This window comes from Alkalihalophilus pseudofirmus OF4 (assembly GCF_000005825.2).
Classification (GTDB): domain Bacteria; phylum Bacillota; class Bacilli; order Bacillales; family Bacillaceae_D; genus Alkalihalophilus; species Alkalihalophilus pseudofirmus.
Genome location: NC_013791.2, coordinates 3,541,315 through 3,567,615, shown reverse-complemented (window position 1 = coordinate 3,567,615; position 26,301 = coordinate 3,541,315). Strand labels below are relative to the sequence as shown.

The 26,301-nt window shown below is 39.4% G+C and carries 31 protein-coding genes; 26 read left to right on the top strand and 5 right to left on the bottom strand.

Annotated elements, in window-relative coordinates; translation table 11 throughout:
* The first annotated feature begins 192 nt into the window (after window positions 1-192).
* From BPOF4_RS17775 to BPOF4_RS17695, 19 genes are all read left to right on the top strand, one after another.
* Window positions 193-753 carry a DUF7686 domain-containing protein gene (locus BPOF4_RS17775; protein WP_041822519.1) on the top strand — a complete coding sequence of 187 codons (561 nt, stop codon included), beginning with the start codon at window positions 193-195 and terminating at the stop codon, window positions 751-753.
* A gap of 268 nt (window positions 754-1,021) precedes the next feature.
* Window positions 1,022-1,681 (top strand): magnesium chelatase domain-containing protein, encoded by a 660-nt coding sequence (locus tag BPOF4_RS22980; protein WP_420796441.1) that lies wholly within the window; start codon window positions 1,022-1,024, stop codon window positions 1,679-1,681.
* Window positions 1,600-2,556 carry a YifB family Mg chelatase-like AAA ATPase gene (locus BPOF4_RS22975; RefSeq protein WP_420796440.1) on the top strand — a complete coding sequence of 319 codons (957 nt, stop codon included), beginning with the start codon at window positions 1,600-1,602 and terminating at the stop codon, window positions 2,554-2,556. The genes BPOF4_RS22980 and BPOF4_RS22975 overlap by 82 nt, the downstream gene beginning before the upstream one ends.
* A complete protein-coding gene (locus BPOF4_RS17765) occupies window positions 2,556-3,110 on the top strand; it encodes a transposase (RefSeq protein WP_012960624.1) in 555 nt (184 codons plus the stop codon). The genes BPOF4_RS22975 and BPOF4_RS17765 overlap by 1 nt, the downstream gene beginning before the upstream one ends.
* A gap of 122 nt (window positions 3,111-3,232) precedes the next feature.
* A complete protein-coding gene (locus BPOF4_RS17760; protein ID WP_012960623.1) occupies window positions 3,233-3,766 on the top strand; it encodes a DUF6932 family protein in 534 nt (177 codons plus the stop codon).
* Between the two features lie 14 nt (window positions 3,767-3,780).
* Window positions 3,781-4,218, top strand: a complete 438-nt coding sequence (locus tag BPOF4_RS17755; protein ID WP_012960622.1) for a helix-turn-helix domain-containing protein — start codon at window positions 3,781-3,783, stop codon at window positions 4,216-4,218.
* A 299-nt stretch (window positions 4,219-4,517) separates the two neighbouring features.
* Window positions 4,518-6,113 carry a T7SS effector LXG polymorphic toxin gene (locus tag BPOF4_RS21755; protein ID WP_012960621.1) on the top strand — a complete coding sequence of 532 codons (1,596 nt, stop codon included), beginning with the start codon at window positions 4,518-4,520 and terminating at the stop codon, window positions 6,111-6,113.
* 10 nt (window positions 6,114-6,123) lie between these two features.
* Window positions 6,124-6,576: a hypothetical protein gene (locus BPOF4_RS17745; RefSeq protein ID WP_012960620.1), complete on the top strand. Its 453-nt coding sequence runs from the start codon at window positions 6,124-6,126 to the stop codon at window positions 6,574-6,576.
* A gap of 50 nt (window positions 6,577-6,626) precedes the next feature.
* Window positions 6,627-7,640, top strand: coding sequence for a recombinase family protein (locus BPOF4_RS17740; protein WP_238446473.1), 1,014 nt, complete (start codon window positions 6,627-6,629; stop codon window positions 7,638-7,640).
* Window positions 7,641-8,009: 369 nt separating this feature from the next.
* Window positions 8,010-8,987, top strand: a complete 978-nt coding sequence (locus tag BPOF4_RS17735; protein ID WP_012960618.1) for a hypothetical protein — start codon at window positions 8,010-8,012, stop codon at window positions 8,985-8,987.
* A gap of 113 nt (window positions 8,988-9,100) precedes the next feature.
* On the top strand, window positions 9,101-9,865 hold the full coding sequence (locus BPOF4_RS17730) for a hypothetical protein (protein WP_012960617.1): 765 nt from the start codon (window positions 9,101-9,103) through the stop codon (window positions 9,863-9,865).
* A 12-nt stretch (window positions 9,866-9,877) separates the two neighbouring features.
* A complete protein-coding gene (locus BPOF4_RS17725; protein WP_012960616.1) occupies window positions 9,878-10,615 on the top strand; it encodes a hypothetical protein in 738 nt (245 codons plus the stop codon).
* Between the two features lie 249 nt (window positions 10,616-10,864).
* Window positions 10,865-11,542 (top strand): ATP-binding protein, encoded by a 678-nt coding sequence (locus BPOF4_RS17720; RefSeq protein WP_337999215.1) that lies wholly within the window; start codon window positions 10,865-10,867, stop codon window positions 11,540-11,542.
* Window positions 11,542-12,132 carry a transposase gene (locus BPOF4_RS17715; protein ID WP_012960614.1) on the top strand — a complete coding sequence of 197 codons (591 nt, stop codon included), beginning with the start codon at window positions 11,542-11,544 and terminating at the stop codon, window positions 12,130-12,132. The genes BPOF4_RS17720 and BPOF4_RS17715 overlap by 1 nt, the downstream gene beginning before the upstream one ends.
* A 71-nt stretch (window positions 12,133-12,203) precedes the next feature.
* Entirely contained in the window at window positions 12,204-12,737 is a 534-nt protein-coding gene (locus BPOF4_RS17710; RefSeq protein WP_012960613.1) for a DUF6932 family protein, read from the top strand.
* Between the two features lie 14 nt (window positions 12,738-12,751).
* Complete coding sequence (locus BPOF4_RS17705; RefSeq protein WP_012960612.1) at window positions 12,752-13,189, top strand: helix-turn-helix domain-containing protein; 438 nt, start codon at window positions 12,752-12,754, stop codon at window positions 13,187-13,189.
* Window positions 13,190-13,469: 280 nt separating this feature from the next.
* Entirely contained in the window at window positions 13,470-14,447 is a 978-nt protein-coding gene (locus BPOF4_RS21335; protein WP_012960611.1) for an LXG domain-containing protein, read from the top strand.
* 9 nt (window positions 14,448-14,456) lie between these two features.
* The gene (locus tag BPOF4_RS22970; protein WP_218959109.1) at window positions 14,457-15,071 is read left to right on the top strand and encodes a pre-toxin TG domain-containing protein; all 615 of its coding nucleotides are present in this window, start codon (window positions 14,457-14,459) and stop codon (window positions 15,069-15,071) included.
* Window positions 15,072-15,086: 15 nt separating this feature from the next.
* Entirely contained in the window at window positions 15,087-15,398 is a 312-nt protein-coding gene (locus BPOF4_RS17695; RefSeq protein WP_012960610.1) for a hypothetical protein, read from the top strand.
* A 117-nt stretch (window positions 15,399-15,515) separates the two neighbouring features.
* Here the strand turns inward: BPOF4_RS17695 and BPOF4_RS21745 are convergent, their stop codons facing one another.
* The 3 genes from BPOF4_RS21745 to BPOF4_RS21330 form a co-directional block, all read right to left on the bottom strand.
* Window positions 15,516-16,007: a competence protein ComK gene (locus tag BPOF4_RS21745; RefSeq protein ID WP_081457699.1), complete on the bottom strand. Its 492-nt coding sequence runs from the start codon at window positions 16,005-16,007 to the stop codon at window positions 15,516-15,518.
* 71 nt (window positions 16,008-16,078) lie between these two features.
* Complete coding sequence (locus BPOF4_RS17690; RefSeq protein WP_012960608.1) at window positions 16,079-16,363, bottom strand: helix-turn-helix domain-containing protein; 285 nt, start codon at window positions 16,361-16,363, stop codon at window positions 16,079-16,081.
* A gap of 105 nt (window positions 16,364-16,468) precedes the next feature.
* Window positions 16,469-17,299 (bottom strand): hypothetical protein, encoded by an 831-nt coding sequence (locus tag BPOF4_RS21330; RefSeq protein WP_012960607.1) that lies wholly within the window; start codon window positions 17,297-17,299, stop codon window positions 16,469-16,471.
* 277 nt (window positions 17,300-17,576) lie between these two features.
* On the opposite strand from BPOF4_RS21330, the gene BPOF4_RS21325 reads away from it, so the two are divergent.
* Window positions 17,577-18,476, top strand: a complete 900-nt coding sequence (locus tag BPOF4_RS21325; RefSeq protein ID WP_012960606.1) for a stalk domain-containing protein — start codon at window positions 17,577-17,579, stop codon at window positions 18,474-18,476.
* Between the two features lie 133 nt (window positions 18,477-18,609).
* Here the strand turns inward: BPOF4_RS21325 and BPOF4_RS17675 are convergent, their stop codons facing one another.
* On the bottom strand, window positions 18,610-19,359 hold the full coding sequence (locus BPOF4_RS17675; protein ID WP_012960605.1) for a hypothetical protein: 750 nt from the start codon (window positions 19,357-19,359) through the stop codon (window positions 18,610-18,612).
* Between the two features lie 254 nt (window positions 19,360-19,613).
* On the opposite strand from BPOF4_RS17675, the gene BPOF4_RS17670 reads away from it, so the two are divergent.
* Genes BPOF4_RS17670 through rpiB form a run of 6 tightly spaced genes read left to right on the top strand, consistent with a single transcriptional unit; the run spans window position 19,614 to window position 24,895 of the window.
* Window positions 19,614-20,591, top strand: coding sequence for a LacI family DNA-binding transcriptional regulator (locus BPOF4_RS17670; protein ID WP_012960604.1), 978 nt, complete (start codon window positions 19,614-19,616; stop codon window positions 20,589-20,591).
* A 14-nt stretch (window positions 20,592-20,605) separates the two neighbouring features.
* Window positions 20,606-21,535 carry a ribokinase gene (gene rbsK / locus BPOF4_RS17665; RefSeq protein WP_012960603.1) on the top strand — a complete coding sequence of 310 codons (930 nt, stop codon included), beginning with the start codon at window positions 20,606-20,608 and terminating at the stop codon, window positions 21,533-21,535.
* Between the two features lie 16 nt (window positions 21,536-21,551).
* On the top strand, window positions 21,552-22,577 hold the full coding sequence (locus BPOF4_RS17660) for a TRAP transporter substrate-binding protein (protein WP_012960602.1): 1,026 nt from the start codon (window positions 21,552-21,554) through the stop codon (window positions 22,575-22,577).
* Window positions 22,578-22,619: 42 nt separating this feature from the next.
* Window positions 22,620-23,117, top strand: coding sequence for a TRAP transporter small permease (locus BPOF4_RS17655; protein WP_012960601.1), 498 nt, complete (start codon window positions 22,620-22,622; stop codon window positions 23,115-23,117).
* A gap of 30 nt (window positions 23,118-23,147) precedes the next feature.
* Window positions 23,148-24,425 (top strand): TRAP transporter large permease, encoded by a 1,278-nt coding sequence (locus tag BPOF4_RS17650; protein WP_012960600.1) that lies wholly within the window; start codon window positions 23,148-23,150, stop codon window positions 24,423-24,425.
* A 23-nt stretch (window positions 24,426-24,448) separates the two neighbouring features.
* Entirely contained in the window at window positions 24,449-24,895 is a 447-nt protein-coding gene (rpiB, locus tag BPOF4_RS17645; protein ID WP_012960599.1) for a ribose 5-phosphate isomerase B, read from the top strand.
* 273 nt (window positions 24,896-25,168) lie between these two features.
* Here rpiB and BPOF4_RS17640 read toward each other — a convergent pair whose 3' ends face one another.
* Window positions 25,169-26,212 carry a hypothetical protein gene (locus BPOF4_RS17640; protein ID WP_012960598.1) on the bottom strand — a complete coding sequence of 348 codons (1,044 nt, stop codon included), beginning with the start codon at window positions 26,210-26,212 and terminating at the stop codon, window positions 25,169-25,171.
* Between the last annotated feature and the right edge of the window lie 89 nt (window positions 26,213-26,301).

The window sequence follows — 26,301 nt, the reverse complement described above, 5'->3', positions numbered from 1 at the left end:
TTTTGTCGAATAGAGGAATCAGTCTGCTGAGTGTTAGCTTAGCAGGTTAGTTTTTTTTGCCTTCTCACTTTAGTGCGTTAATTCATAGGTGTGCTTGCTAGGTGTACATCCCCCCGCCGCTAATCATTTACATTTAAGAAGGTTATGACATAATTAAACGTAAGTTAGTAAATCAAAGCGTAGGTGATATAAATGAATACTTGTGATCGTTGTCAGGGAAATGAAGCAACCATCATACTTACCAATGATGAGCAGGAGAGGTTATGTGGGAGTTGTTTTAATGAAATGATGTCTGAAGAAGTGGGGGTTGAGCTAAAGACAATACCGGCTGCAATTTCTTTGTATGACTTTAATGGATCGAGAAGGAATTTTATTCTTCAACAGCGTCTTTACCCAAATGGGATATTCCTAGAAGCTTCTGAGGATAGAGATTATGGTTATCAGTTTGCGGTGCATGGTGAGTTAGATTGTGATCAAACAGAGTTGTTAGAGAAGCTTAGAGAGAAAGTGAAGAGTGGGGTTTCTAAACAATTTATTAAGGCTGGACAATTCCCTAATGGACAAGCATATATTTCCATCATTAATGATGAATTTGTTGGATTGGTAGATCATGATGAGAACTCACAAGCTGCCCCAATGATTGTGATAGATGGTCAACCTTACACGTGGGAAGAAGTAGGCGAGATGGTCAAGAGTTTTGAAGGGTTTCAAGTTCAGATGAAATTTTTTGATATGACGGATGATATTGATTAAGCAACACCAGAGGTTCGGTTGCTGTCACCACCAACTTTGGCCAATGGATTTTTACAATTTGCCTGCTGAGCATTGGTTTAGTAGGCTTTTTTAGTTTAGGTTCAAATAACTGTCGATTTTTATAGAGGACTTTCTCACTTTTTGTTGAATGTTACAGGTATGTAGTTCTCCAGTCTTATCTTCGTATTTCCTCTTTATCTTCATTTATCTCATTTCTTATTTCTTTTATTTCACTTCCATTATTAAAACTGAATAGGGGGGTTTTCTTTTGACGGCGATTGTTTCTAGTATTGGGTTGAAGGGGCTTAGTGGGTATGTGGTTCAGGTTGAGGTGCATATTTCTAGCGGGACCGAGTCGATGGTCATTGTCGGTTTGCCGGATGCGTCTGTGAAGGAGTCGAAGGAGCGGGTGTTGTCTGCGTTGCATTCGTTTGATTGTGATGTGACTGACGAGAAAATTGTCGTGAATTTGTCTCCGGCTGAGCAGAAAAAGAATGGTCCGTTGTTTGATTTGGCGATGGCTGTGGCGGTATTAAAGGAGAAAGGCCAAGTGAAGGGTGTCGTGGATGAGGGGACTGCTTTTATTGGCGCATTGTCGCTGGATGGTTCGGTGAGGACGGTGAGCGGGCTGCTTCCTGCTTTGATCTCGGCTAAGTCATTGGGTTTGAAGCGTGTGTTTCTTCCGGTTGATCCGCTCATTCCTTATCAGGCGTTTCAGGATTCGATGGAGCTTGTTGTCGTTCGTCATTTGCAGGATGTGTTGAATCATTTAGAGGGGAAGCCTTCGCTTACTCCTATTCCGGTGGAGATGATGACGTCAACTGAGGTGTACGGGAGAGCGGGCAGATGGATTTCCGGCATATTATTGGACATGAGCGGGCTAAGCGGGCGCTTTTGGTTGCGGCTAGCGGGGAGCATAATGTGTTGATGAGCGGCCCTCCTGGCTGCGGGAAGAGTATGCTGGCTGAGGCGTTTTCATCGATTTTACCGACGTTGACCAAAGATAAACAGCTTGAAGTGATGAGCTTGTATCAATTAGCAGGCGAGAGTGTGTCGTTACCGTTAGCGGCCCCGTATCGTAATCCTCATCATTCGGCATCAAGTGTCGCGTTAATAGGCGGCGGCTCAAACCCTAAGCCTGGAGAAGTGTCTCTTGCTCATGGCGGGGTGTTGTTTCTGGATGAAATGGCTGAATTTCAGAAGAAGACCTTGGATATGCTGCGGCAGCCGATGGAGTCTGGGCGCGTGACGATCAGCCGCGTGCATTCGACGGTGACTTATCCTGCTGCGTTTCAGTTAATCGGCGCGATGAATCCGTGTCCGTACGGCTATCTTGGCTCGAATGTGAAGTATTGTTCGTGCACGGATAAGCAGGTACAAAGCTATCGAGCCAGGGTGTCTGGTCCGGTGTTGGACCGGGTTGATATCTTGCTTCATTTAATTCCAGTGAACCTAGACAGGGAAGAAGAGGGGACTTTATCGTCTGAAGAGCTGCGTGTGCAGGTTGAGCGGGCAAGGGAGCGGCAGTATGAGCGTTACGGGGCGGGAGTGAGTAATGCGAAAGTGCCGTTTGATGTGATCAGTGAATGCAGTCCGCTTACGACGTCGCAGCGGCAGATGGTGGCGCAGGTGTCATCAAAGCAGCAGTGGAGCAACCGTGTGCAGATTAAGATTATCCGCTTAGCACGTACGATTTCAGATTTAGCAGAGAGTGAATTGATTACTGATGAAGCACTATGGGAAGCCATGTCGCTTCGAAGGCTTAATCAGTCATCCTCCAAGCTTTCGGCTAGAGAGCTGTAATGGCGAGGGCGAAGCGGATTTGGATCCCGTCTCGTTTCTATCATATTGTGACAAGAGGCAACCGCGGCAATCCTCTTTTTAGATGTCACACTGACTTTCAAGCTTTCTTTCATATCCTCGATCAACTCTACGAAAAGATCCCATTTGAGCTTGCCTCATATTGTTTAATGACCAACCACTACCACCTCCAATTACGCTCCAAAGAGCAGTCCATTTCTAAAGTGATGAGCTTAATTAATAAACGCTATGCCAACTACTACAACACCCGCTACCGTCTTACCGGCCATGTGTTTGAAAAACGGTACTACGACAAAATTATTGAAACCAAAGAAGGGATGCTGGAGGTCAGCCGCTATATTCACCTTAATCCAATAAGAGCACATATGATCAAACGTCCCGAACACTACCCATGGAGCAGTTATCATTTCTATAAATACAACAAAGCTGCGCCTGCTTATTTGGATACGAATAGTGTATTGAAATATCACGCTGGTGCAGCGGAAGAGCAGAAGAGGTTGTATTGTGAGTCGGTGGAGGAGGTCTTTTTGTTTTAAGGAGATAGGTGTTATCTAGCAACAGTAGAAGTCCTAAACAATTATCAGTAATTAAATAACAATTAAGTTAAGTTGTCATAAATGTTAAGTTAAGTTACTATAATAGTGAGGAGAACATAATCATGTATTTCAATGAAAATGGGTTTTTGCCACCACATGACTATGAATTAACACTTAATGAATTAAGAGAATCGTTATTAGTAAGAGGACCAGGAGATGGTGAGCCATGGGATGTAACATGGCGTTTATTTTTAATTGACCAGCTAGAAGCGCTTGTACAACAGTTATGGGATGTCGGTATTCATCAGATTTATATTGACGGCTCCTTTGTTGAAGCGAAAGCTCATCCAAATGATATTGATGGTTACTTTGAATGTGATGTAATGGAACTAGCGACTGGAGAGCTAGAACGTAAACTAAATGCATTAGATCCTTATAAAGTTTGGACTTGGGACAGTAGCAGTCGTAAGCCTTATCGCGGCTATACAAAAAAGCAATTACCGATGTGGCATCGTTATCGGGTAGAGTTGTACCCCCATTTTGGTCAACTGTCAGGGATTAAAGATGAATATGGCCATGATCAACAATTCCCTGCAGCTTTCAGAAAATCTAGAGATACCTTCTTACCCAAAGGAATCATTAAATTGAGTAGATAGAGGTGAGATGAGCAATGATTAAGACGGAACCTGCTTATCGAAAAGCATTGGAAAAGTTAAAAGAGGATAAAGTTTTTATTGAAAAGCAGAAAAAAACGTTACAGGAAATGGGGCTCACCAAGGAGCAAGTAGAAAAAGCACTGCAGCCATCTATTTCCTTTCACGAGCAGCTGAAAGAAGAAGTGGCTTATTATGAACGAATCAAGAGAGGTGAATTTGATACGATGATCAATTTACACCAATTAGGAAAAACTCTTATTGCATATCGTATATACACTGGTTTGAGTCAGCAAGAATTAGCAGCAAGACTAGGGGTATCCCCATCGCAAGTGTCAAGAGATGAGCGAAATGAATACTACGGTGCAACTCTTGAGCGTTTACAGCAAGTAATGGAAGCTATGCGGATGGTATCTAAAACTGAAATACAATCGGGGGATGTATTGTTGGCCTAACAAGATAGAATTAAAATGAACAAGTGAGAAATATATTTACCTGCTATGCGACCGGCTTAGCGGGTTTGTTTCATTCATATATGAGTATAGTTTCTTTTTGCGCTTGGCCTTCTATATAGCATTAGTCTTATTACTAGACATAGAAATTATAAAATCGTGTTAGGTGTGCAGTCGATCAAAGTAATAATTATCCATATTTATTCCTATTTCATCCAATTGGTATCTATATTATTCTAGTAGTAGAAGAAAAGATAATCTATAATTTCCTAAGATTTCTTGTTTGAAGCAGAGGTGATAGGATGAAAGCATTGGATGTGGATGATTTACATAGTGGTATAGAAGAGATCCAAGCTAAAATAGAAGTACATATAGAACAGTTAGCTCAAATAGAAGCAGGTATTACAGCCATTGTCGGCTTGAGTGATTCATTAAAGGGTGAGGGAGGAACGGCGATTCGTCGTTTCTATCAAGAAGGTCATTTGCCATTGCTTACATTCCTAAAGCTGTCACTAACACAATACAATAAGGTTCTATCTCAAATGAAAGCCTCCTTACATTCATTAGAGCCGGCAGCCAATGGGCGAATTGTAGAAAGCTTTCTTGAGGGTGATTTGGAACAGGGCTTGCGGCAAGTAGAGATGGTAACTGCTAATCTCACTAATGGAACAAATGCTGCTATGCAAACAGTGTCTGATCTTGTTGCACTTCCTCACATTAGGGACGATGAAGTAAAGCACTATGTACAAAAAGCGAGACAAGAAAAAGACCAAACAATCGAGCACTTGCATCAATTTGATTATGAGCAGACAGCATCACTTAAATCTGTAGAAGCAGATGTGAATTTGATGGAGAGATATGTGCAGGAGCTTCAAGCGATGTTCCAAGTGAAAGGAAGCAATGTATCTACGCATCTAACAAATCAATTAACGTACAATTCTTTCTATCTTATGTTGAATTCAAAGCTAGCAGCAAGGCAATCACAAAGTACATATTTATTTAAACAGATGCAGCCTCCAGCTTATGCCATTCATACAACAATGACGGAGGCAGTAACCTTTGATAAATGGATAAATCCAAGCTGCCCGAGATCTTCTCATGTAAATAAGGCAGTAGCTGTAGAGCCAGAGAGGAACTGGTTCCAGAAGGCTGGGGATCAGATAGTAAGTGGTGCGAAAACAGTAGGTAAAGCGGCAAAAGATCATTCCAGAGAAATTGGTTCTACCGTTTTGGACTTCACACCAATCGTAGGAAATATTAAAGCAGGCGTAGAAGCTACAAGAGGAGTGGACCCGATCACTAAAAGGGAGTTAGAGGATTGGGAAAAATATTTTGCAGCAGCTGGTATTCTTGCAGGAGGTTTTGCTAAGCTAGGTTCTAAGGCTGTTAAGGGAGTTAAAGGTATAGATCAAGCGAACGATGCTAATAGAGGGATATCTGATGGTATCATTAGAGATGGTAGTCACCTGAGGAAAAACGGGACATTAAAACCTAATGTACAATATCAAGCTGGTGAATACAACTATCAATATAAAACTGATGAATTCGGAAGGCTGACAGATTTTAATACAGATGAATTAAGGTTAACAAAGCGTGAAAATAGACTTCCTCATAATTCTAATACACCAGGAAAAGAACCAGGAGACCATGCAGGACACTTAGCTGGTGATAGATTTGGAGGATCTCCAGATTTAGATAATTTAGTCTCTCAATCAAGTAGTGTAAACTTGAGTAAATACAAAAAATTAGAAAATCAATGGGCAAAAGCAATAGAAGAGGGAAAAGATGTCTCCGTTAATGTTAAAGTAAATTACAATGGGAATAGTACAAGACCAAGCAGTTTTGATATAGAATATGAGATAGACGGTCGTATGAGGTTTACAAGTATGGAGAACTAGAGGTGATCTTATGAAAGTATTTGAAGATTATTTTTCAGAGTTGCAAACGGATATGGTGGCTATTTGCTTAGAGTATGTAGATAATAAAGCCGATGAAATTTTTATTTATTGTTCGTATGAACCTAAAATGTATGTTTTTGATTTTTTCTATAAAATAAATGGTGAAGTTGTTCATAAACATAAACTTAATGAACTTAAGTTAAGCAATCAACCAAATCACATATATGATGTTTCAAGAGATAGACAAAAAGCTGCTCTAAAGATAGGGACTGAGAATTTAAAGCTTATCCATAAAAAATGTGAAGAGTTTAATAAAGAAATGCCCACAGAAATGAAATTACATTACAATGTAAAAGACAATAGTTTAAAAGCGAAATATAAATACGACTTAATTTATTCGGTTAATGAAGAACTCTTACCGGACGACATCTTTGATTCTTGGTTTGAAGAGGTGCTGGGATAGATATTTGGTGTAGGAAATTCGGTGCCTGTCACCACCCTAATCGTGAACTTTTGGCAGGTAAGACGACAAACCAAATAGCAAATGAATTGACCGAAGACGGCATTGAAACCGCCAGAGGAAAAAAGAAGTGGCATAGTACTTCCATGGATAGTATGATTACCAACCCAATATACTGCGGAGATTTTGTATACCAAAGATATTATGTCACGGATACGATAACCGGGAGAATGACTGAAAACAGGGGTGAACTTCCTCAGTACACCATAAAAGACGATCATCCAGCCATTGTGAGTCGAGAAGATTGGGATGCAGCTCAACAAATTATGAACAATCGGAGTGAAAATAGAAAAGGAAGTAAAAAAAGGCGTCACGATCGTAAAGAGTTTTTTAACGTATTTCATTGCTCCGAATGTGGAGCACCAGTTATTCATGTAAGGAGTTCAAAAGGTGGTGTTCATTACTGGCGATGTAGAACGGCAGAGAAAAAGTATCTCGAAGAAACGTGTGAAGTCCGTGGATTTAGAGAAGTATCAATTGAACATACTTTTATGGCACTCTTGCAGGAAATGAAAAAGGACGATGGTTTCAGGGATAATATCAGGCAAGCACTCAAAGAACTTATCCCAAACGAAAGTGAACGAAAGCAGCTAGAACAAGTTAAGGAAGACATGCAGCAGCTTTACTATAAACTTTACGATACAGTAGAGGAAGGTGAACAGCAGGGTGGCGATCCTACTCAAATAAAAGAGATAACAGGTCAGATCGTATTCCTGCAAAATCAAATATATGATTTCGAAAATAGAGAACAAAACTGCCTTGAAGCGGAAAAAGACCTAGAATGGTTTCTGGAAGAGTTAGAAGGGATTCAGGAATTCAAGCCAGATAAGGAACGAATCGAATTCCGGCCAGATATTTTCAGCAAGATTGTTGAAAAGGGAGTCATTCATCCTGACGGAAGGATTGTCTACGATTTGAAATTTGGGATGCAGCTGACAGCTACGGGGAATGAAAAGATGGTATGGCGATTGAAGATGAAGCGAAAGGCTCGGAAGAAGAAAAAGTGAATAGGGGACGTGAGGTATTGGTCACACGGTTTTCAGATGGAACAATATGTGATTATTGTAGCAATTTAGTTCTTACTAAAATTGGATTAGAGTATGTGCAAGACGGTCATATATTTTGTTGTAAAGAGTGTGCTGATGATTTCAAAGAGAAGTATCTAAAAAGTTAAGAAAGCCATGTGAGAGGAAAAAGTAAATAGAGTGAAAAGATAACCCACTGAGTAAGCGTATTGGTATTTTATACGGCTACTTGGTGGGTTTCTTTTTTGTTCAAATAGGAGTATCAAAGGAATCTATTAAGTTAATAATATTATCATAGATTAGTTATGGTAAAATTATCTAAAAGAAGTCCTGTTCTGGGAGGCTATTAAAATGTACAATGTATCCAATGATAAGGCGATCAAAATAAGTGTTACGACTTTTTCGGAACTAAATTACAAAGAAAACGATATTGAAGAATTGTTAAGAAAGAATATCGATATGATATGTGATGAAGAAGAATCGATGCTGATTGTTGGGAAGCAAGTTAGAAACGCTCAGCATGGAATTAGTGACCTAACTGCTGTCGATAACAAAGGGAATCTTGTTTTAGTTGAGATTAAAAGAGATCGTAAAGATATTGAGGGGCGAAAAGAAGCCTTTGAATTTCAAGCGATTCGATATGCAGCCAGCTATGCAACGATTGAAGATCCAGAGGACTTAGTGAACAAAATCTACGCTCCATACATTGAAAAGTATCGTAATGAATTTGAAGATGGCTCTTTGACCAGTGCTGAACTCGGAACAAGAAAGTTAATGGAGTTTTTACGGGAAAATGGTGCAGAGAGTAATTTTAATAAGAGCCAAAAAATAATTCTTGTTGCTTCTGATTATGATGAGCAAACCCTATCGGCGGTTGCATGGTTAAATAGTAACAATGTCGATATTAGCTGCTTTAAAATGATCCCATATAAAATCAAGGATGAAGTGTACATTAACATTGAAAAAGTTTTGCCCTTAAATACATATAAAGATTACTACGTTAATTTCTTAGATAGTCCAATAAAAAGTAGTGTACAGAAAAAAGGCTTTACTCGGAGAGCACTCCCTAAAATTGGTGAGATGCTTGAATGGGGTGTAATAAAGGCTGGTGACACAATTGTTGCCAAAGGACGTGATGATGAAGGCACACTGTTGGCTAATGGAAATGTAGAAGTGAATGGCGAAGAAATCTCCATGCAAAAGTGGCTAAAGGAGCTATTTGGCTGGTCTAGTATTCAAACCTATGTGTTTGCTGTTCACAAGGAAACCGGGAAGACACTTTCTCAGATACGTGAGGAGTATATGGAGAAGGAGCAAGAAGAGATCTAGTTCTATAAGCAATTCAGGTTCTATAGATTTTTTTGAAAAAATCCTTCATAATAAAATTATAATTGTCTAAGATGATATTATAACTATTTAATAATAAAGGTGGAGGTGATTTCATGTGGTGGTTAGTATTCTTTAGCGCAATTGGAGCAATAATTGCAACATTTACTAGGTTTGGCTTTAATGTTGTTGCAATTTTAATCACCTTACCAATCATCTATACCGCCTTTAACACGCTATACTCAAATGTGCGAAAAGTAAGGATACTCTTGAGGAAAACAATTAATGTTTTAAGCCTTTCCACATTTGATATGCAATTCAGAGCTGTATTCAACATTGAAGAACACAAGTCCAAGGTGAAAAACATTAATAACGATTACCTACTTATCCAAGATGTTATATATGATGTTTTAAAAAATGAAGGGTTCAGTGGAAAAAAGAATGAGCTAATTGAACCATCATTAGATAGAGTTAGTGGTGTTAAGTTTTATATCCACCCTTATAAAATATATATGTCTTTAGATCAATCGGATAACTTTGGTGAACAGACTCTTACTTTGACTGCAACTGGAAGGTTAAAATTCAGAAACGGTGAAGCAATTTTAAATGACTTTTTAATCAACCTATATGAGGGTATCGAGAACCTTGGTATGCCACAGAATAAATATATTCTTAAGCTATCGAAAAATAGTAAAACAGATAATTTTATGACCAAACATTTCATTAAGGAACTTGAGCCTAAAGAGGTAAAGGATTTTAATATCTTAATGAATCAATCGAATATGAACATTACTGCAAATCACCAAGAAATTACAATTGTTACTAAACAAAAAATTAATTTGATTAAAGGAATAAAATATTCATTGGAATTGATCAATTAAGGAGTATTATTCATGCCGCAATCAATCATTATGCAAAAGCTAATTAGTTTTCCAAGGGAATTCCCTGTAAGAACCAACACTATGGGTACTGGTGATAATAGATTAATGTTTACATCTGAAATTAGAGAGCTTGGAGTCAGTGAATATACTGAAGAAACTATTTATAAGTATCAAGTTCTTCATCCGATAGGTAATGCTTTTGAAGGCAAAGGGATTATAGAAGATGGAAGTGAACATGAATTAATTGCTGTATCACGGGACGAAACCTTTAATGTTTTTAAAACACAAGATGACTTTTTACTTTTTACTGATGCTAAAAAGGCAGTCATTGAACACGGTATTAAGCGTTTGACAGAGGGTACTTATAATCATGGTGAAGGGAATATTTTTAAGTCAGAAAAAGTAACTATTGATTTAAGTTCTCTAAAGGAAGAAATACAAGATGGTGCGTTGGGTAGAATTAGAGGTGGCTGGTGGAGGGGTCTACAAATTGCAGATGTTGAAGTAGCATATTTAGGCGGAGGAACAGTCACTGAAAGTTATTATTGGAATACTTATGAGGAAAGTGAAGGAATTATCTCCGCATTAAGATTAGACATTCCTAATTTAATGGATGATGAAAACGAAGTGTTAAAGGTTTTATTAACAAAAGAGGGCAATTTAGTAGTGTACAAAGATATTCCTACTGAGAGGCATCTTCTTGAAGTGGCAATGACGATTTTTAATTTAGCTAAAAACCACCTTGAATAAATAATTAATACAATAGAATATAAATTAGCATTGTTAATCTAAGCGATTTTTATAGCCAAATATTCAGTTTTATTATTGAAGAAACTCGGCTCGTACAGATGCTCATCACTTTAAAACGGTGGTGGGCTTTTTTATTTGCCTATTTTTATAAATACATCTATTACCCATATTATCTATTTTTGCAAAAACATCATTATATAAAGATAAAAAAGACGAAGTAGATACAATATCTAGTGGTTTAAAACAGATATAATTCTATATTTAGATTTTTTATCTATCTCGACTCTTGGGGTGTTGTTTCTGGATGAAATGGCTGAGTTTCAGAAGAAGACGCTGGATATGCTGCGGCAGCCGATGGAGTCTGGGCGTGTGACGATCAGCCGTGTGCATTCGACGGTAACCTATCCTGCATCGTTTCAGTTAATAGGGGCAATGAATCCGTGTCCATGCGGCTATCTTGGCTCGAATGTAAAATACTGTTCGTGCACTGATAAGCAGGTGCAAAGCTATCGTGCGAGAGTGTCGGGTCCGGTATTGGACCGGGTTGATATCTTGCTTCATTTAATTCCAGTGAACCTAGACAGGGAAGAAGAGGGGACTTTATCGTCTGAAGAGCTGCGTGTGCAGGTTGAGCGGGCAAGGGAGCGGCAGTATGAGCGTTACGGGGCGGGAGTGAGTAATGCGAAAGTGCCGTTTGATGTGCTCAGTGAATGCAGTCCGCTTACGACGTCGCAGCGGCAGATGGTGGCGCAGGTGTCATCAAAGCAGCAGTGGAGCAACCGGGTGCAGATTAAGATTATCCGATTGGCACGTACAATCTCAGATTTAAGAGAGAGCGAAGTGATCACAGATGAAGCATTATGGGAAGCGATGTCGCTTCGAAGGCTTAATCAATCATCCTCCAAGCTTTCGGCTAGAGAGCTGTAATGGCAAGGGCGAAGCGTATTTGGATCCCGTCGCGTTTCTATCATATTGTCACAAGAGGCAATCGCCGCGACCCTCTGTTTAGGTGTCACACTGACTTTCATGCTTTCTATCATATCCTCGATCAACTCTACGAAAAGATCCCATTTGAACTAGCCTCCTATTGTTTAATGACCAACCACTACCATCTTCAATTACGCTGCAAAGAGCAGTCCATCTCTAAAGTGATGAGCTTAATTAATAAGCGTTATGCCAACTACTACAACACCCGCTACCGTCTTACCGGGCATGTGTTTGAAAAACGGTACTACGACAAGATCATTGAAACAAAGGAAGGGATGCTGGAGGTCAGCCGCTATATCCACCTTAATCCAATAAGAGCGCAGATGATCAAACGCCCCGAACACTACCCATGGAGCAGTTACCATTTTTATAAATACAACAAAGCTGCGCCGGCTTATTTAGATACGCATAGTGTGTTGAAGTATTACGCTGGTGTAGCGGGAGTGCAGAAGAGGTTGTATTGTGAGTCGGTGGAGGAAAGAGATAGGTGTTACATGAAGACAGTAGAAACCCTAAACAATTATTATTAATAAAATAACAAATATGTTAAGTTGTCATAAATGTTAAGTTAAGTTACTATAATAGTGAGGAGAACATAATCATGAATTTTAATGAATATGGGTTTTTGCCACCGCATGACTATGAAATAACACTTAATGAATTAAGAGAATCATTATTAGTAAGAGGACCAGGAGATGGTGAGCCATGGGATGTAACATGGCGGTTATTTTTAATTGACCAACTAGAAGTGCTTGTACAACAGTTATGGGATGTAGGTATTCATCAGATTTATATTGACGGCTCCTTTGTTGAAGCGAAAGCTCACCCAAATGATATTGATGGTTACTTTGAATGTGATGTAATGGAACTAGCGACAGGAGAGCTAGAACGTAAACTGAATGCATTAGATCCCTATAAAGTTTGGACTTGGGACAGTAACAGTCGTAAGCCTTATCGTGGCTACACGAAGAAGCAATTACCGATGTGGCACCGCTATCGTGTAGAGCTGTACCCCCATTTTGGTCAACCATCAGGAATTAAAGATGAATATGGCCATGATCAACAATTCCCTGCAGCTTTCAGAAAATCTAGAGATACCTTCTTACCAAAAGGAATCATTAAATTGAGTAGATAGAGGTGAGATGAGCAATGATTAAGACGGAACCTGCTTATAGAAAAGCATTAGAGAAGTTAAAAGAGGATAACGTTTTTATTGAAAAGCAGAAAAAAACGTTACAGGAAATGGGGCTTACAGGTGAGCAAGTAGAAAAAGCACTCCAACCGGCTATTTCCTTTCACGAGCAGCTGAAAGAAGAAGTGGCTTATTATGAACGAATCAAGAGAGGTGAATTTGATACGATGATCAATTTACACCAATTAGGCAAAACTCTTATTGCATATCGTATTTACACAGGTTTAAGTCAGCAAGAATTAGCAGCAAGACTAGGGGTATCCCCATCGCAAGTGTCAAGAGATGAGCGTAATGAATACTGCGGTGCAACTCTTGAACGTTTACAGCAAGTAATGGAAGCTATGCGGATGGTATCCAAAACTGAAATACAATCGGGGGATTTATTGTTGGCCTAACAAGATAGAATTAAAATGAACAAGTGAGAAATATATTTACCTGCTATGCGACGGCTTAGCAGGTTTGTTCCATATATGGGTATAGTCTTTCTGTTACGCTTGGAACCCTTATTACTAGACATAGAAATTATAAAATCGTGTTAGGTGTGCTGTCGATCAAAGTAATAATTATCCATATTTATTCCTATTTCATCCATTTACCATCTATATTATTCTAGTAGTATGAGGAAAAATATCCATAATTTATATATGTTTCTTTATTTGAAGCTGAGGTGATAGGATGAAAGCATTGGATGTGACGGATTTACATAGTGGTATAGAAGAGATCCAAGCTAAAATCGAAGTACAAATAGAACAGCTATCTCAAATAGAAGAAAGTGTTACAGCCATTGTCGGCTTGAGTGATTCATTAAAGGGAGAGGGAGGAACGGCTATTCGTCGTTTCTATCAAGAAGGGCATATACCATTGCTTACATTCCTCAAGATGTCACTAACACAATACAATAAGGTTCTATATCAAATGAAAGCCTCCTTACATTCATTAGAGCCGGCAGTAAATGGTCGAATCCAAGAAAGTTTCCTTCAGCATGATGTAGAACAGGGCTTGCGGCAAGTAGAGTTTGTGACTGCTAATCTTACTAATGAAACAAATGCTGCTATGCAAACAGTGGCTGATCTTGTAGCACTTCCCCCTCTTCGGGATGATGAAGTAAAGTACTATGTCCAAAAAGCGAAGCAAGAAAAAGACCAAACGATTGAGCACTTGCATCAGTTTGATTATGAGCAGGCGGCGTCACTGGAATCGATGGAAGCAGATGTAACCCTGATGAAGAGATACGTGCAGGAGCTTCAATTAATGTTCCAAGGAAAAGGAAGCCATGCATCGACGCATCTAACAAATCAATTGACGTACAATCCTTTCTATCTTATGTTGAATTCAAAGCTAGCAGAAAAGCAAACAACACAATTATTTAAACAGATGTATTCCCCAACTTACGCCATTCATACAACGATGACGAAGGCAGTAACCTTTGATAAGTGGACAAACCCAAGCTGCCCAAGGCCTGATCATGTAAACAAGGCAGTAGCTGCAGAGCCAGAGCGGAACTGGTTTCAGAAGGCTGGGGATCAGATAGTAAGTGGTGCGAAAACAATAGGAAAAGCGGCAAAAGATCATTCTCGTGAAATTGGTTCTACCGTTTTGGATTTCACTCCAATCGCTGGAAATATTAAAGCAGGCGTAGAAGCTAAAAGTTGAGTAGACCCTATCACAAAAAGAGAGTTAGAGGATTGGGAAAAATATTTTGCAGCAGCTGGTATTCTTGGAGGAGGATTTGCTAAGCTAGGATCTAAAGGGGTTAAAGGAGTTAAGGGTGTTACTGGGAAAGGTACAGAAGAAACTATTATCCCTAATGGATCTAATTCTATTTCAAAGTATAATGATCTCTATAAATATAAGTATAATTCCTTTGATAACCCAGGACCTTTAGCTAATTTTAGAGGACAACCCAACCAGAATTTCTATGGTGGTAGATATGATGTAGAAGTTTTAAGTGAATCAAAAAGTTTTTATAGAGCAGGTGATTCTACTAATCCACTTGGTCAATGGTTTACTGAAACTCCTCCTAGCTCAGCAGCTCAAGTAAGGATTAATACAGCAGTTAAAGAACAATGGTTAGATAAAAATGGTGTTTTAACAGGAACCTCTCCTCTAAATACAGTCTATAAAATTGATATACCTGCTGGTACGACGATTTATAAAGGACCAGTGGGTACTCAAGGGGACATATATCAAGGTGGTCTAGATATTAATCAAATATATATCAAAGAACCATGGAACATAGAAGGTGTTCAAGTGAAAGGTTCTAGTCGATTAAAATAATTTGGAGTTGATACCATGGACAGTAATATACAAGCTATTGAAATGACAGTGAAGGATTTACTACCAATTCTAAAAAGATATGATAACGGACAAATCAATTATCAAATAGGTCAGCTAGAAGAAATATTAACAATTGTTAAATCTAATAATAGTGACGAACAAAAAAAGCGTGAAATTAATTTGATTGTCGATAATCTGTATCCGACTAGAGGAGGATTAACGGATTTTAATGTGTGGAAGGAAGATACGGGGGAAAGGATTAGGATCAATAAACCTATCAGTGAACTGAATGATCGATTATGGAATTTGGTAAAGGTAGAATTATAATTAGGAGATGTGCCCGCGGAGCTTTAGCGGGCTTTTTTGTTTGTGGTGTTTGTCCAAAGTATTAGTGGAATTTATTCAAGGTATAAGCACTCATTAATTTACCATCCAGCACTTCCCTCATACATACTCCAACCGTCTCTTCCTCTCCACCGGCCTTTGCGTCAGCCTCACAATACAAAACGATGTTCGTTGCACTTGTTTTTCAAAGGTCGAATGAGTGATATCGACGGTGAGCTGGTGATGGTTCATGAAGGTGATCAGTGTTTTATTGGAGAGTTTCTTGAAAGTGTGAATATGGTGGTAGAAAATCCAATTGCATTCGAATTTGGATGGAGAGTTAGTGGGGAAGGCGTAGATATGGTTCAGCGGGTCAATGGGGATCGGGATCTTGCTTGAGACATTAATTAATTTACTAACTGCATCACGCCTCCCCTCGCACGTAGCGCCTCCCTCTATACACGCCCGCTCAATCATGCTGTGAGCGAGCTCCTTCACGTAGTAGGTATGGTCGGTTTCATAAACAATCGTATCATAATCGGGTGAATAGGCAGGCACAATGGCCACGGTGTCTCGGTTGATGTCATAGCTTTTCAGAATAGAGGGTGTCATAGGGGATCGCTCCTTAGTGGGATTATTGGTGGGATGTGTGCTGCGAATGTTTAGAGATGTGAGCGGTATTCTTATTTATCTGCTTGATCAGGGTCGTATACATATTTATTTAAATGTTCGTAAAGCTCGAGTAGGTCACCTGTATAAATGGCACCAGGCTTTTTCATGCCCAGTCCCTTTTCAATCAAGAGTAAATTGACAACAGAAAGTGATGTTTTTCCTCGTTCTATCGAGCTGAGGTGTTTCGGAGTGATAAGGGATTTTTCTGCGAGCTTCTCTAGTGTCATCCCTTTTTCTTGGCGAATAAGACGGATCATCCTGCCTAGTCTTCTGTTTAATTCAGGGGATTTTTGCATGATTCTAGCTCCTTTACCCCAAATTATTCAATGGCTAGAATCATAAGAACATAACCTATAGTTAAAGATTTGGATATAAATGGTATAAATTTAAAATTTATTTTTCTAATTCACAAGCCAAGCTGGAAATCCGCTCTTTTCTGCAGTTTTTCTTCGTCCTTCCACAGCAAGCAGCGCAAGGAACGTCCCGTAAAAGTATTGAAAGATCGTCGTTTCAATGTGGTTATGTTTATATTTAGCAATCGTCACTTTAAACGCTTGGATCATCAGCGGGAGAGAGTCTTCAATGGGGGCAGTGCGGCCGGTTTGTTTATAGGCAGATAAGGCACTGTACCAAAGTCGTTCGGTAAATTGCGGGGCAAGAGTGGTAAATGGTTCGGTGACATTTACGAAGCGTTTTGGAATGGTTGAATGGAGTAATTGCTCAATTGAAGGAGCGATCGTACTAGTATGACTATGATCTTGATCTTGTTTTATAGCTTTATGTTTAATAAAAGCTTTAGAAGGAATTTTCGTGGCTTGAGGCGTTGGTGCATCAGGCTTTTCAGTATGTGGACGTTCCGTCAATTGTTTCGTTTCCGGTTCTTCTGGAGGCTGAAAGACATAGACGCAATGAGAGTAGCCCCCGCCTTTGCGGATCGTGTGATAGATCTTAATGATGCCGAATGTTCTAGCCTTTACAAGCATTCTCTCAAACGTCGAGCGGGATATGCCTGGCTGATTGGTGTGTGTTGCCTGTATGATCTTAGCTGCCTTGGCATTACACACCCCGTGATACTTTACGCTGTAGCGGATCAAGCGGTTAAGAGCAATGGTTTCCGCTTTCGTAAATTGATGAAGATGCCTTTTGAAATGGGTGGTGATCGCCTCGTTAAATTCTTCCGTGGATTGAAAATGGCTTAAGTGAGTGAATTGTTCAATATGTCCTGACTGCATAGATGCTGCCCCCTTACGTTTTTATAGGGCTAGCATAAAACGAAAAAACAAGGCACGCACATAGGTGAAATGTAAAAATGAAAACGGTGGAATGCGGGTTACAGCCGGTTTGAAGGGTGAAATCGACATCATTCGACGTGGAAAAAGGGGTGTTTTGAGGAAATAGATGTTTTTAAATAGGACCGATACAGGCTCATATGAGGGCAAAAGAATCATGAAGCCGATGCCTAATATAGTATACTAGTAATCAGGTAAATCATTTATTAGGAGGGATTTTATGGGTAGAGTTAAGCTGGTGTTCGTGATGAGTTTAGTGATGGTGCTTTTTCTTATTGGTGCAAACAGTACGAGCGCACAGCCTGTATCAGTTGTCCTGAATGGAAATGTACAAGTCTATGACCAGGCGCCTGTAGTGGAAAATGGTAGAGTGCTCGTTCCGATGCGAGGAATCTTTGAATCTCTCGGAGCGAATGTAGCATACAACAACACGACAAAGAAGATTACCGCTACACGAGGAACTCAAACAGTGGAACTGACGCTCGGTTCTAGTCAAGCTTTCATAAATGGACAGCCCCATCAATTAGACGTGGCAGCCAAAGCCGTGAATGGAAGAACGATTGTGCCTCTTCGTTTTGTTGGAGAAGCTCTTGGTGCCAATGTTAGATGGGATAATGTAAGTAAAACGGTTTATATATCGAGTGACTCATCAGTGAAGCCAGTAGATCCGACGAGACAAGCGCTGCTGCAAAGGCTGGCTCCTTATCAAGTAATTGGTGACGTAAATCAAATCTCAAATACTGAGCTTGAAATCTTTATCTTAACTAATGAGGAACGCAAAAAGCATAACAGGTTACCGCTCGCCCTAGATGTAGAATTGAGCAATGTAGCCCGAATTAAATCAAAAGACATGCATGATGTGGGGTACTTTGCCCACAACTCGCCAACTTACGGAACCCCTTTTGAGATGATGGACAGGTTTAATATTTCATACCGCACAGCGGGAGAAAATATTGCAGCCCGTTATACAGGTGCCGAGCAGGTGACAAACGGCTGGATTAACAGCCCTGGACACCACCGCAATATGATTAACGACCGTTTCCACCGAATCGGGATCGGTTATTATAGCGGTAATAAGGGTTATAGCAGATATTACACGCAGATGTTTGCGGGGAATTAAATGACTATGGGTCCTTTCACCAAAGGAGGGTGGAGGGTACTACGTAGATAATGATAAGGGCAGCTGTGATCGTAACAATCACAGCTGCCCTTATCTAATTAATTGGAATGTGAGAGATGAACATATTCTCACTTCAGATATTACAAGGTGAGAAAATAATAATATTTGATGGAGACATTTGTTGCATATTTGTATTTAATTTATCCCAATAGAAGTTCAACGCTCTTTCCCTATCTGTAATTTCTCTGAATAGGGAAACGGCGTTTTGCTTAGTTGGATCGAAAGAATAAGACTTTAGATACCTTGAGAAGAGCTTGAGCATCTCAAGTGTAATTTTTTTACCTTTAAATATTTCATCAGCTAATACATACTTAAACGAAATATCCACATCTAACTTAAACAACGTGTTGAGTAGGTTTTGATTTCCGTATGTTTGGGATAATTCCCTGTAATAAGTAGGGATAGATAAATCAGCAAGGTGTATCTGTAGCTTATCCTCAGAAATTCCACTATCATTTACAACTTTCTTTAAGGGAATGTTATCCACTTCAACTAATTGATTAATAAGCTCTTTTTTAATGTAGGAATAAGCATTTTCATTATAAGCGGATTGTAAAAGTTGAATCATCCAATGATATGTTGATATAGAAGTTTTGTGAATGCTGCAGGCAACTTCTTTCATAGTATCGAGCTTTTTCAAGGAATTATAATTATCAATCCCTTTCCATAGGAGATATTGTTTGTCACCGTCTTCAAATACATCGATTACCGGCTCGTTAGATTTCTCTAAAATAGCGAGCTGACTTTTTGCTGTCATTTCTGTCGGTAAATATGTGAATCCGGATTTAATTTGACTAACTTTCACATACTTAATTGTTGTCACTTCACCTCAACCCTCTCTTTTTTTATGAGATTATGAGTTTAGTAGGATGTCTTATACATGCCACTTTTACTTTTAGGGACATAACACTCAAAATAAAAGACCTAAATAATATAAAGAATTTTCTAAAAATATGTTGACAGTCCATTTAAACAAGGTGTATGATACAGCTACAAGATAAGAGTGTAACCGGTTACACTGAAGTCCTTTATTTTTTTGGCTACTAAAGTAACCGGTTACATTTTGAGGGTGAGACAATGACAACGATTAGAGAAGTAGCAAAAATGGCAGGGGTATCAGTAGCAACCGTCTCGCGTGTCATTAACGGAAATGGCAAAGTCAAACAGGCTACAGAGGAAAAGGTAAGGGAAATAATTAAGGAACTTAATTATGTTCCAAGTGCAATTGCAGTTAGCTTAAACAACAAGAAGTCTAAAACTATAGGTTTAATGCTGCCTGATATTACGAATCCCTTCTTTGCAGAACTGGCAAAAGGGGTAGAAGAAGTCGCTAAGGAGAATGGATATACAGTTATCCTTTGTAACACAAATGGCGACCTGCAAAGTGAACTTGATCACTTACAGGTATTAGAACAGAAGTATGTGGATGGGATTATCCTATCTTCTCATACGCTTTCTTATTCTGATGTGGAACATATTGCAACACCGATCGTAAGTATTGACCGTACGCTTGAAGGTAATTTTCCTTCTGTCACATCAAATAATTTTCAAGGAGCTGTTATGGCAGTACGTCATTTACTTGAGAAGGGGTGCAAGAAGATTGCTCATATCAGCGGTCCTCAATCGATTAGAACGGCAAGGCTGAGACTACAAGGGTACTTAGAAGTCGTTGGAGATTTAGATTGGTATACAGAAGCACTCGTGGCGGATGGAGATTATGAAATTAAATCAGGCTATGAAGCGACACGAACGCTCTTGCAAATGAATCGAGATATTGATGGCATCTTCGCTGGAAATGATTTGATGGCAGTGGGTTGTTTAAAAGCAATTCATTCTCTAGGATTACATGTTCCAAGAGATATCTCTGTCATTGGCTTTGATGGCATTAACTTTTCTAAAATTACGATTCCAGAGCTATCAACAATATCGCAGCCAATCTATGATATGGGTTTACTTGCGACAAATACATTATTAAAAGCAATGGAAGGTCAATGCTATGAGCAAATGGTTTATGAGCTTGATGTTCAATTAATTGAAAGAGATTCTACTAAATAGAAGTAGGTGTTTACATGAATCAAAGGCCTAAAGTAACGGTTATTGGAAGTTCAAACGTTGATTATGTGGTCCGTGCCTCAAAGTACCCTAAAGTTGGAGAGACAATCATTGGATCTGAGTTCACACAGTTCATGGGTGGCAAGGGTGCGAACCAGGCTGTAGCTGCAGCTAGACTTGGTGCTGACGTTACGTTCATCACAGCAATTGGAGAGGATAGCCAAGGGAGCGAAATTAAAGATAATTTACTTAAAGAGAATGTTAATGTTGAAGGAATCCATAAAGACACAGACGAGTCAAGTGGAATTGCCTTTATCAATGTGTCAGATGATACAAATAAAATTACTGTTATACCAGGAGCTAATTATAAGCTGAAGCCTGAACATATAGAGATTCAAAAGACTGCTATATCTTCTGCTGATATAGTTCTTATTCAAATGGAGATCCCAATTGATACAGTTATAAAAGCAATGGAGGTTGCATGCGAATTTAATATTCCGATTATTCTGAACCCAGCTCCTGCTCAAATCCTTTCTGAAGAACTGTTGGGCAAAGCGACGTATTTAACACCCAATGTTACAGAAATGCAGGTTATTACGGGGTTACCTTTAAGCAATCAACAGAGTATTCAAGATGGTTTTTCTCTTCTCTTCAACCAGAGAGTGAAAAATATAATCCTTACTAGGGGGGAAGAAGGGGTGTTGTTTGGCAGTCATGATGAGCCACTGCTGCGCGAAGTTCAGAGTATGAAGGTCCATCCAGTTGATACCACCGGTGCTGGTGATACTTTTAACGGGGGGCTTGCCTACTCACTCGCATGTGGTAATGATCTTGAGGCAGCTATTCAATTTGCGAACGTAGCAGCCGCACTTTCAGTAACGAAACATGGTGCACAATCAGGAATGCCGACGTTAAAAGAAGTGAATGCATTTGCTTTAAAACAATGAAAAGGGGAGATTACAGATGAAAAAATGGTTACCAAAAGTTTCTCTTGCAGTCGCAATTGCTTTAGGTCTAGGGGCATGTGGTTCAGCTAGTGAAGATACCTCATCTACAAATGAAGGGACCGGAGGAGACGCACAAGCTCAAACAGAAACACAAACTATTACATTCTCACTTGATCAGCCAGCTTCCCACATTTGGGTGAAAGCGACAAATAAATTTGCTGAGTTAGTAGAAGAAAAGACAGATGGCAGTCTTATTGTTGAAGTTCATGACTCAGCGTCTCTAGGTACGCAAAGAGAAGCCCTTGAAGGAATGAAAATTGGGACAATGGGTGGAACCGTCAGCTTAGAGCCTGTATCTGGCTGGGTTGAAGAGATTGGCATTTTCGGGGTTCCTTATTTATTCGAAGATGAGAACCACCTAAATAATTTCTTAACCAGTGAGTCAGGTGAGGAATTAAATGAATTAATGATTGAAGAAGGGTTTAAGCCGCTTACGTATTTCATGCGAGCACCAAGACAAATCTCTAGCAACAAAAAGATTGAATCGGTAGATGATTTAAGAGGATTAAATATCCGCGTACCGGAATCACCAACAGCACCACCTGCATTTGAAGAAATGGGAGCTAGAGTGGTTACACTGCCGATCTCTGAAGTGTATTCAGCCCTGCAACAAAATGTTATTGATGCACAAGAAAACCCGATCACTCAAATTTATTCTGATAAATTCTATGAAGTTCAAGATTATATCACATTATCAAACCACCAATATCAAGCAGCTTACTTACTTATTAGCAACGATATTTATGAAGGTTTAACAGATGAGCAAAAGGCGGCATTAGAAGAGGCAGCAGAAGAAACGAAGCAAATTGAGCACGAACTTCATGCCGAAGAGTTAGAAGCAGCTTATGCAGGTCTTGAAGAAGTTGGAGTAGAGATTGTTGAAGTAGATTCTGCACCATTTGCTGAAGCGGCATCACAAGCATATGAAGGCTATGATGAGCTTATGCAGACATGGATTGAAAAGGTACGCTCTAGTAAATAATCGGGGAGGGGACTCTCTCCCCCCTCTTAAGGTGGGGTATGTATGGTTAAGAAGTTTGAATTCATTAAAGTCCTTGAGTTCACAGCTTTTTTATTAGTAGTATCACTTGTATTTATTATGTTTGTTCAAGTATTTGCGAGGCAATTTTTCGACCGCATTCCTGTTTGGAGCAGTGATGAGGTAGCTACTTTACTGTTAATTTGGCTTGTTAATATTGGAGCAGCCATTGCAGCGGGTCGCAACACACATATCAGCATGGACTATATTGTTGACAAGTTTCCAGAAAGCTGGAGAAAGGGAATAGAAATTGTTGTGTATGCATGTATATGTATCTTCTTATTAGCAGTTGGAATCATTTTATTACAGCTTGCTTGGAGCGGCCGATTTGCTTCCACTGCCCGCTTAAATATCTCCATGTTTTGGATTCAAATTAGTATGGTTGTTGGTATGATTACCATGTTCTATTACTATGTCAAACTTCTCATAAAGGCGATAAGCGGATATCGAGAAAAAGAGATCATTCTGAGCACAAAAGAGTAACCACCTTATCATCAGAAAGGAGAAGTTGATATGGCACTAATAGTCATGGTCATTTTGTTTCTGCTTCTACTAGCGTTACGGTTTCCAATATTCATTGTCATTGGTTTGTCATCTCTAGTTTATATACTTATGAGTGATATCCCACCCGTCTTAATCGGCCAAAGGATTACTACACAGCTTACTTCATTTTCTCTGTTAGCGATACCCTTTTACTTATTATTGGCCGCTATCTTAAATTCTGGATCAGCTACTAGAAGACTTATTCGGTTTGTAGTGTCAATTGTCGGATATATCAGAGGCGGACTAGGGATAGCCAATGTTGGGATTAGTATATTGTTTTCAGGGATATCAGGAACAGCAGTAGCTGATACAGCAGGTCTTGGAAAAACGTTAATTCCTGCAATGAAAAAGGAAGGATACCCTTCTGCATACGCCGCAGCAATTACTGGAGCCTCTTCTACAGTCGGGCCGATCATTCCCCCAAGTATTAATATCATTATTGCTGGGGTTACGGCTGGTCTTTCAATCCATCAGTTATTTTTAGCAGGTATCATCCCGGGTCTCCTGATGGGACTTGCAATGATGGTTACTGCCTATATTATCGCTGTTAGAAGAAAATTCCCTAAGTCAAATGTCTTTGAAGCAGGTGAAATCTGGCAAAGTTTTAAAGGCTGCATCTGGGAGCTGTTATTAATTGCTTTTGTTCTCTACGGAGTATTAGGCGGCTTATTTACACCGACAGAAGCAGGAGCAATGGGGGTAATCGCAGCTCTTGTTCTAGGATTTATTATTAGACGAGATGTATCGTTTAAAGCTCTTTATCAATCTTGTGTAGAAACAGCTCAATTTACAGGAACAGTTTTGATTATTGTAGGTTTTGCAGCAACATACGGCTGGATCATCGCATCTGAGCGTATTCCTCAAACAATATCAGAATCGATATTATTAATTACAGTTGTTCCGATCCTAGCAATCTTGCTTGTAAACTTAGTATTATTTGTCGTCGGTTCTGTTATGGAAACAATTGCTTCATTAGTAATCGTACTCCCCACACTACTTGTGTTAGGGACAACTCTTGGAATTGACCCGATTCATATGACAATGATCGTTGTCATTAACTTAACACTTGGGCTTCTTACTCCGCCAATAGGCGTTGTTCTGTATATCGTCACCTCGATTAGCGGAGATAAGATTGGGCCGGTTATAAAAGAAACTGCTCCATTCTTTATTGCAAATGTTGTTGTGTTATTGCTTGTTATTTTATTCCCAAGCTTAACGCTGTGGCTGCCAAGTATTCTAGCAAATTAATTTTTTAAAAGGTGGAATGTATTATGAAATTAGCAGTTGGATCAGATCACGCAGGTTTCCCGTTAAAAGCATCAGTACTTGAATTTTTAGAAAAAGAAGGACATGAAGTCATTGACTTTGGATCGTACACACCAGATCCAGTGGATTTCCCAGTGATTACGAAGCAAGTTTGCCAAGCTGTTTTAGACGGAAAAGCAGAAAGAGGCATTATGATCTGCGGTACTGGGGTGGGCGCAAGTATTGCCGCAAATAAAGTGCCTGGCATCCGCGCATCAGTTTGCCATGATATTTACACAGCGCATCAATGCGTTGAACACGATGATGTAAACGTGATGGCAATCGGAGCCCAGATCATCGGCCACACCGTTGCAAACGAACTTATCGAACGCTTCTTAGCAGCAGAATTCAGTACAAAAGAAGAATTCAGAAGACGAGTAGAGATGCTCCATGAAATGGATAAAGGGAATTAAGCAAAAAACCAAGCTTTCATTAAGATGAGAGCTTGGTTTTTAATTGTTTAGAGTGGGGAGAGCGCTTGTATTCATTAATTGAAAAGGCATTTAAAGTTAATGAATTGTATTTTGTTTTAATATGCACAAACGATTAAATGGTACTTCCTTATCCTCAAATAATTGATTTGAGATTTAACAAGCACTTCGCACTATAAATGATGAAACGAAATGCACTAGTAGAGAGTATAGCCCCTCTCATACGGTTTAAAGTAAGTCAGGACTCATGCTCCCCTAAAACATCTCCTCAACCAACTGCTCCACCGACTCAAACTGCTCACGCTCTTCATTCGTGAAACGGACTTCCTTATACCAATTGTTATCAAGCTCTTCTACAAAAAAGAGTTCATATGATTCTAGCTCCGTCATCGTATTCTCGACTAAGTTGAGGATGACAGACACATCAGCTACTAGGTGCTCATTTTCCGAAGTGAGACCGTTATGCTCATATCGAACGGTTAAATAAATTTCGTTACAAATACCTTCATCAGTAAAATCGGTACATTGATAGATAAGGTCTGTAGAATCAAACCCAAATGTGAACCGCTCATTTTCTATTTTCTCAAACTCACTTTCCCATTTCACCTGCGATTCATAGTTGCTTATTTCCCAATTTGTTTTTCTAAGATAATCATATAGTTCTTCCTGGGAAAGCGGTGTGGTGGATACATAACCGTCAAAACGAAGGTGTGATAGTGTTTGTTCGTCATCAATATAGATCCGAGAAACAGCTGCACCACTGTTGTGGATGAGAGCCAGCAACTGGTGGATTCTCGGAAGTTCTTCCTCTTTAAACTGTCTAAAGTTCAGTTTATCTTCACTCATTAAGCTGAGCGTTTTAAGACTTACTCCGTCTTCATTTCGGTGAGTGGTGAGAAAATCTAAAATGATATCTTCTTCATCGATCCCATGAAAACCTAATTCCTCAATATCTCCGGTAACCGTATCAAGCTTCATTTGCTCATGATAGGTTGTTAGGCCGTCCTCATATGTATCTCCGCGTACTTCTTCTAAAATGCCAAGAAAGAAGGATCTCTCCGCTTCTATTGTGAACTGAAGCTTTGGATTTCCAACAGATTGAACATAAAACACAGCAGGTGATCCTATTCCGCTAGTTGATTCTTGCTTAATCTTTACTACTTCCCTATATTCAGCAATCGTATAAGCATTCACAAACCCAATAGGCACATACCTAATAAAGAAGATAAAACTCCCAACAAGAACTGCAACGGTGATAAGGCTCACCATTAACTTTTTATTTTTAGTCCAACGTAACATTCTCTAACCTCCTATACGCAGTTAATCATACCAAGGAATGGTATCTATCGCCATTCGTATTGAGATTAATCTAACGACTTTTAGCCTAT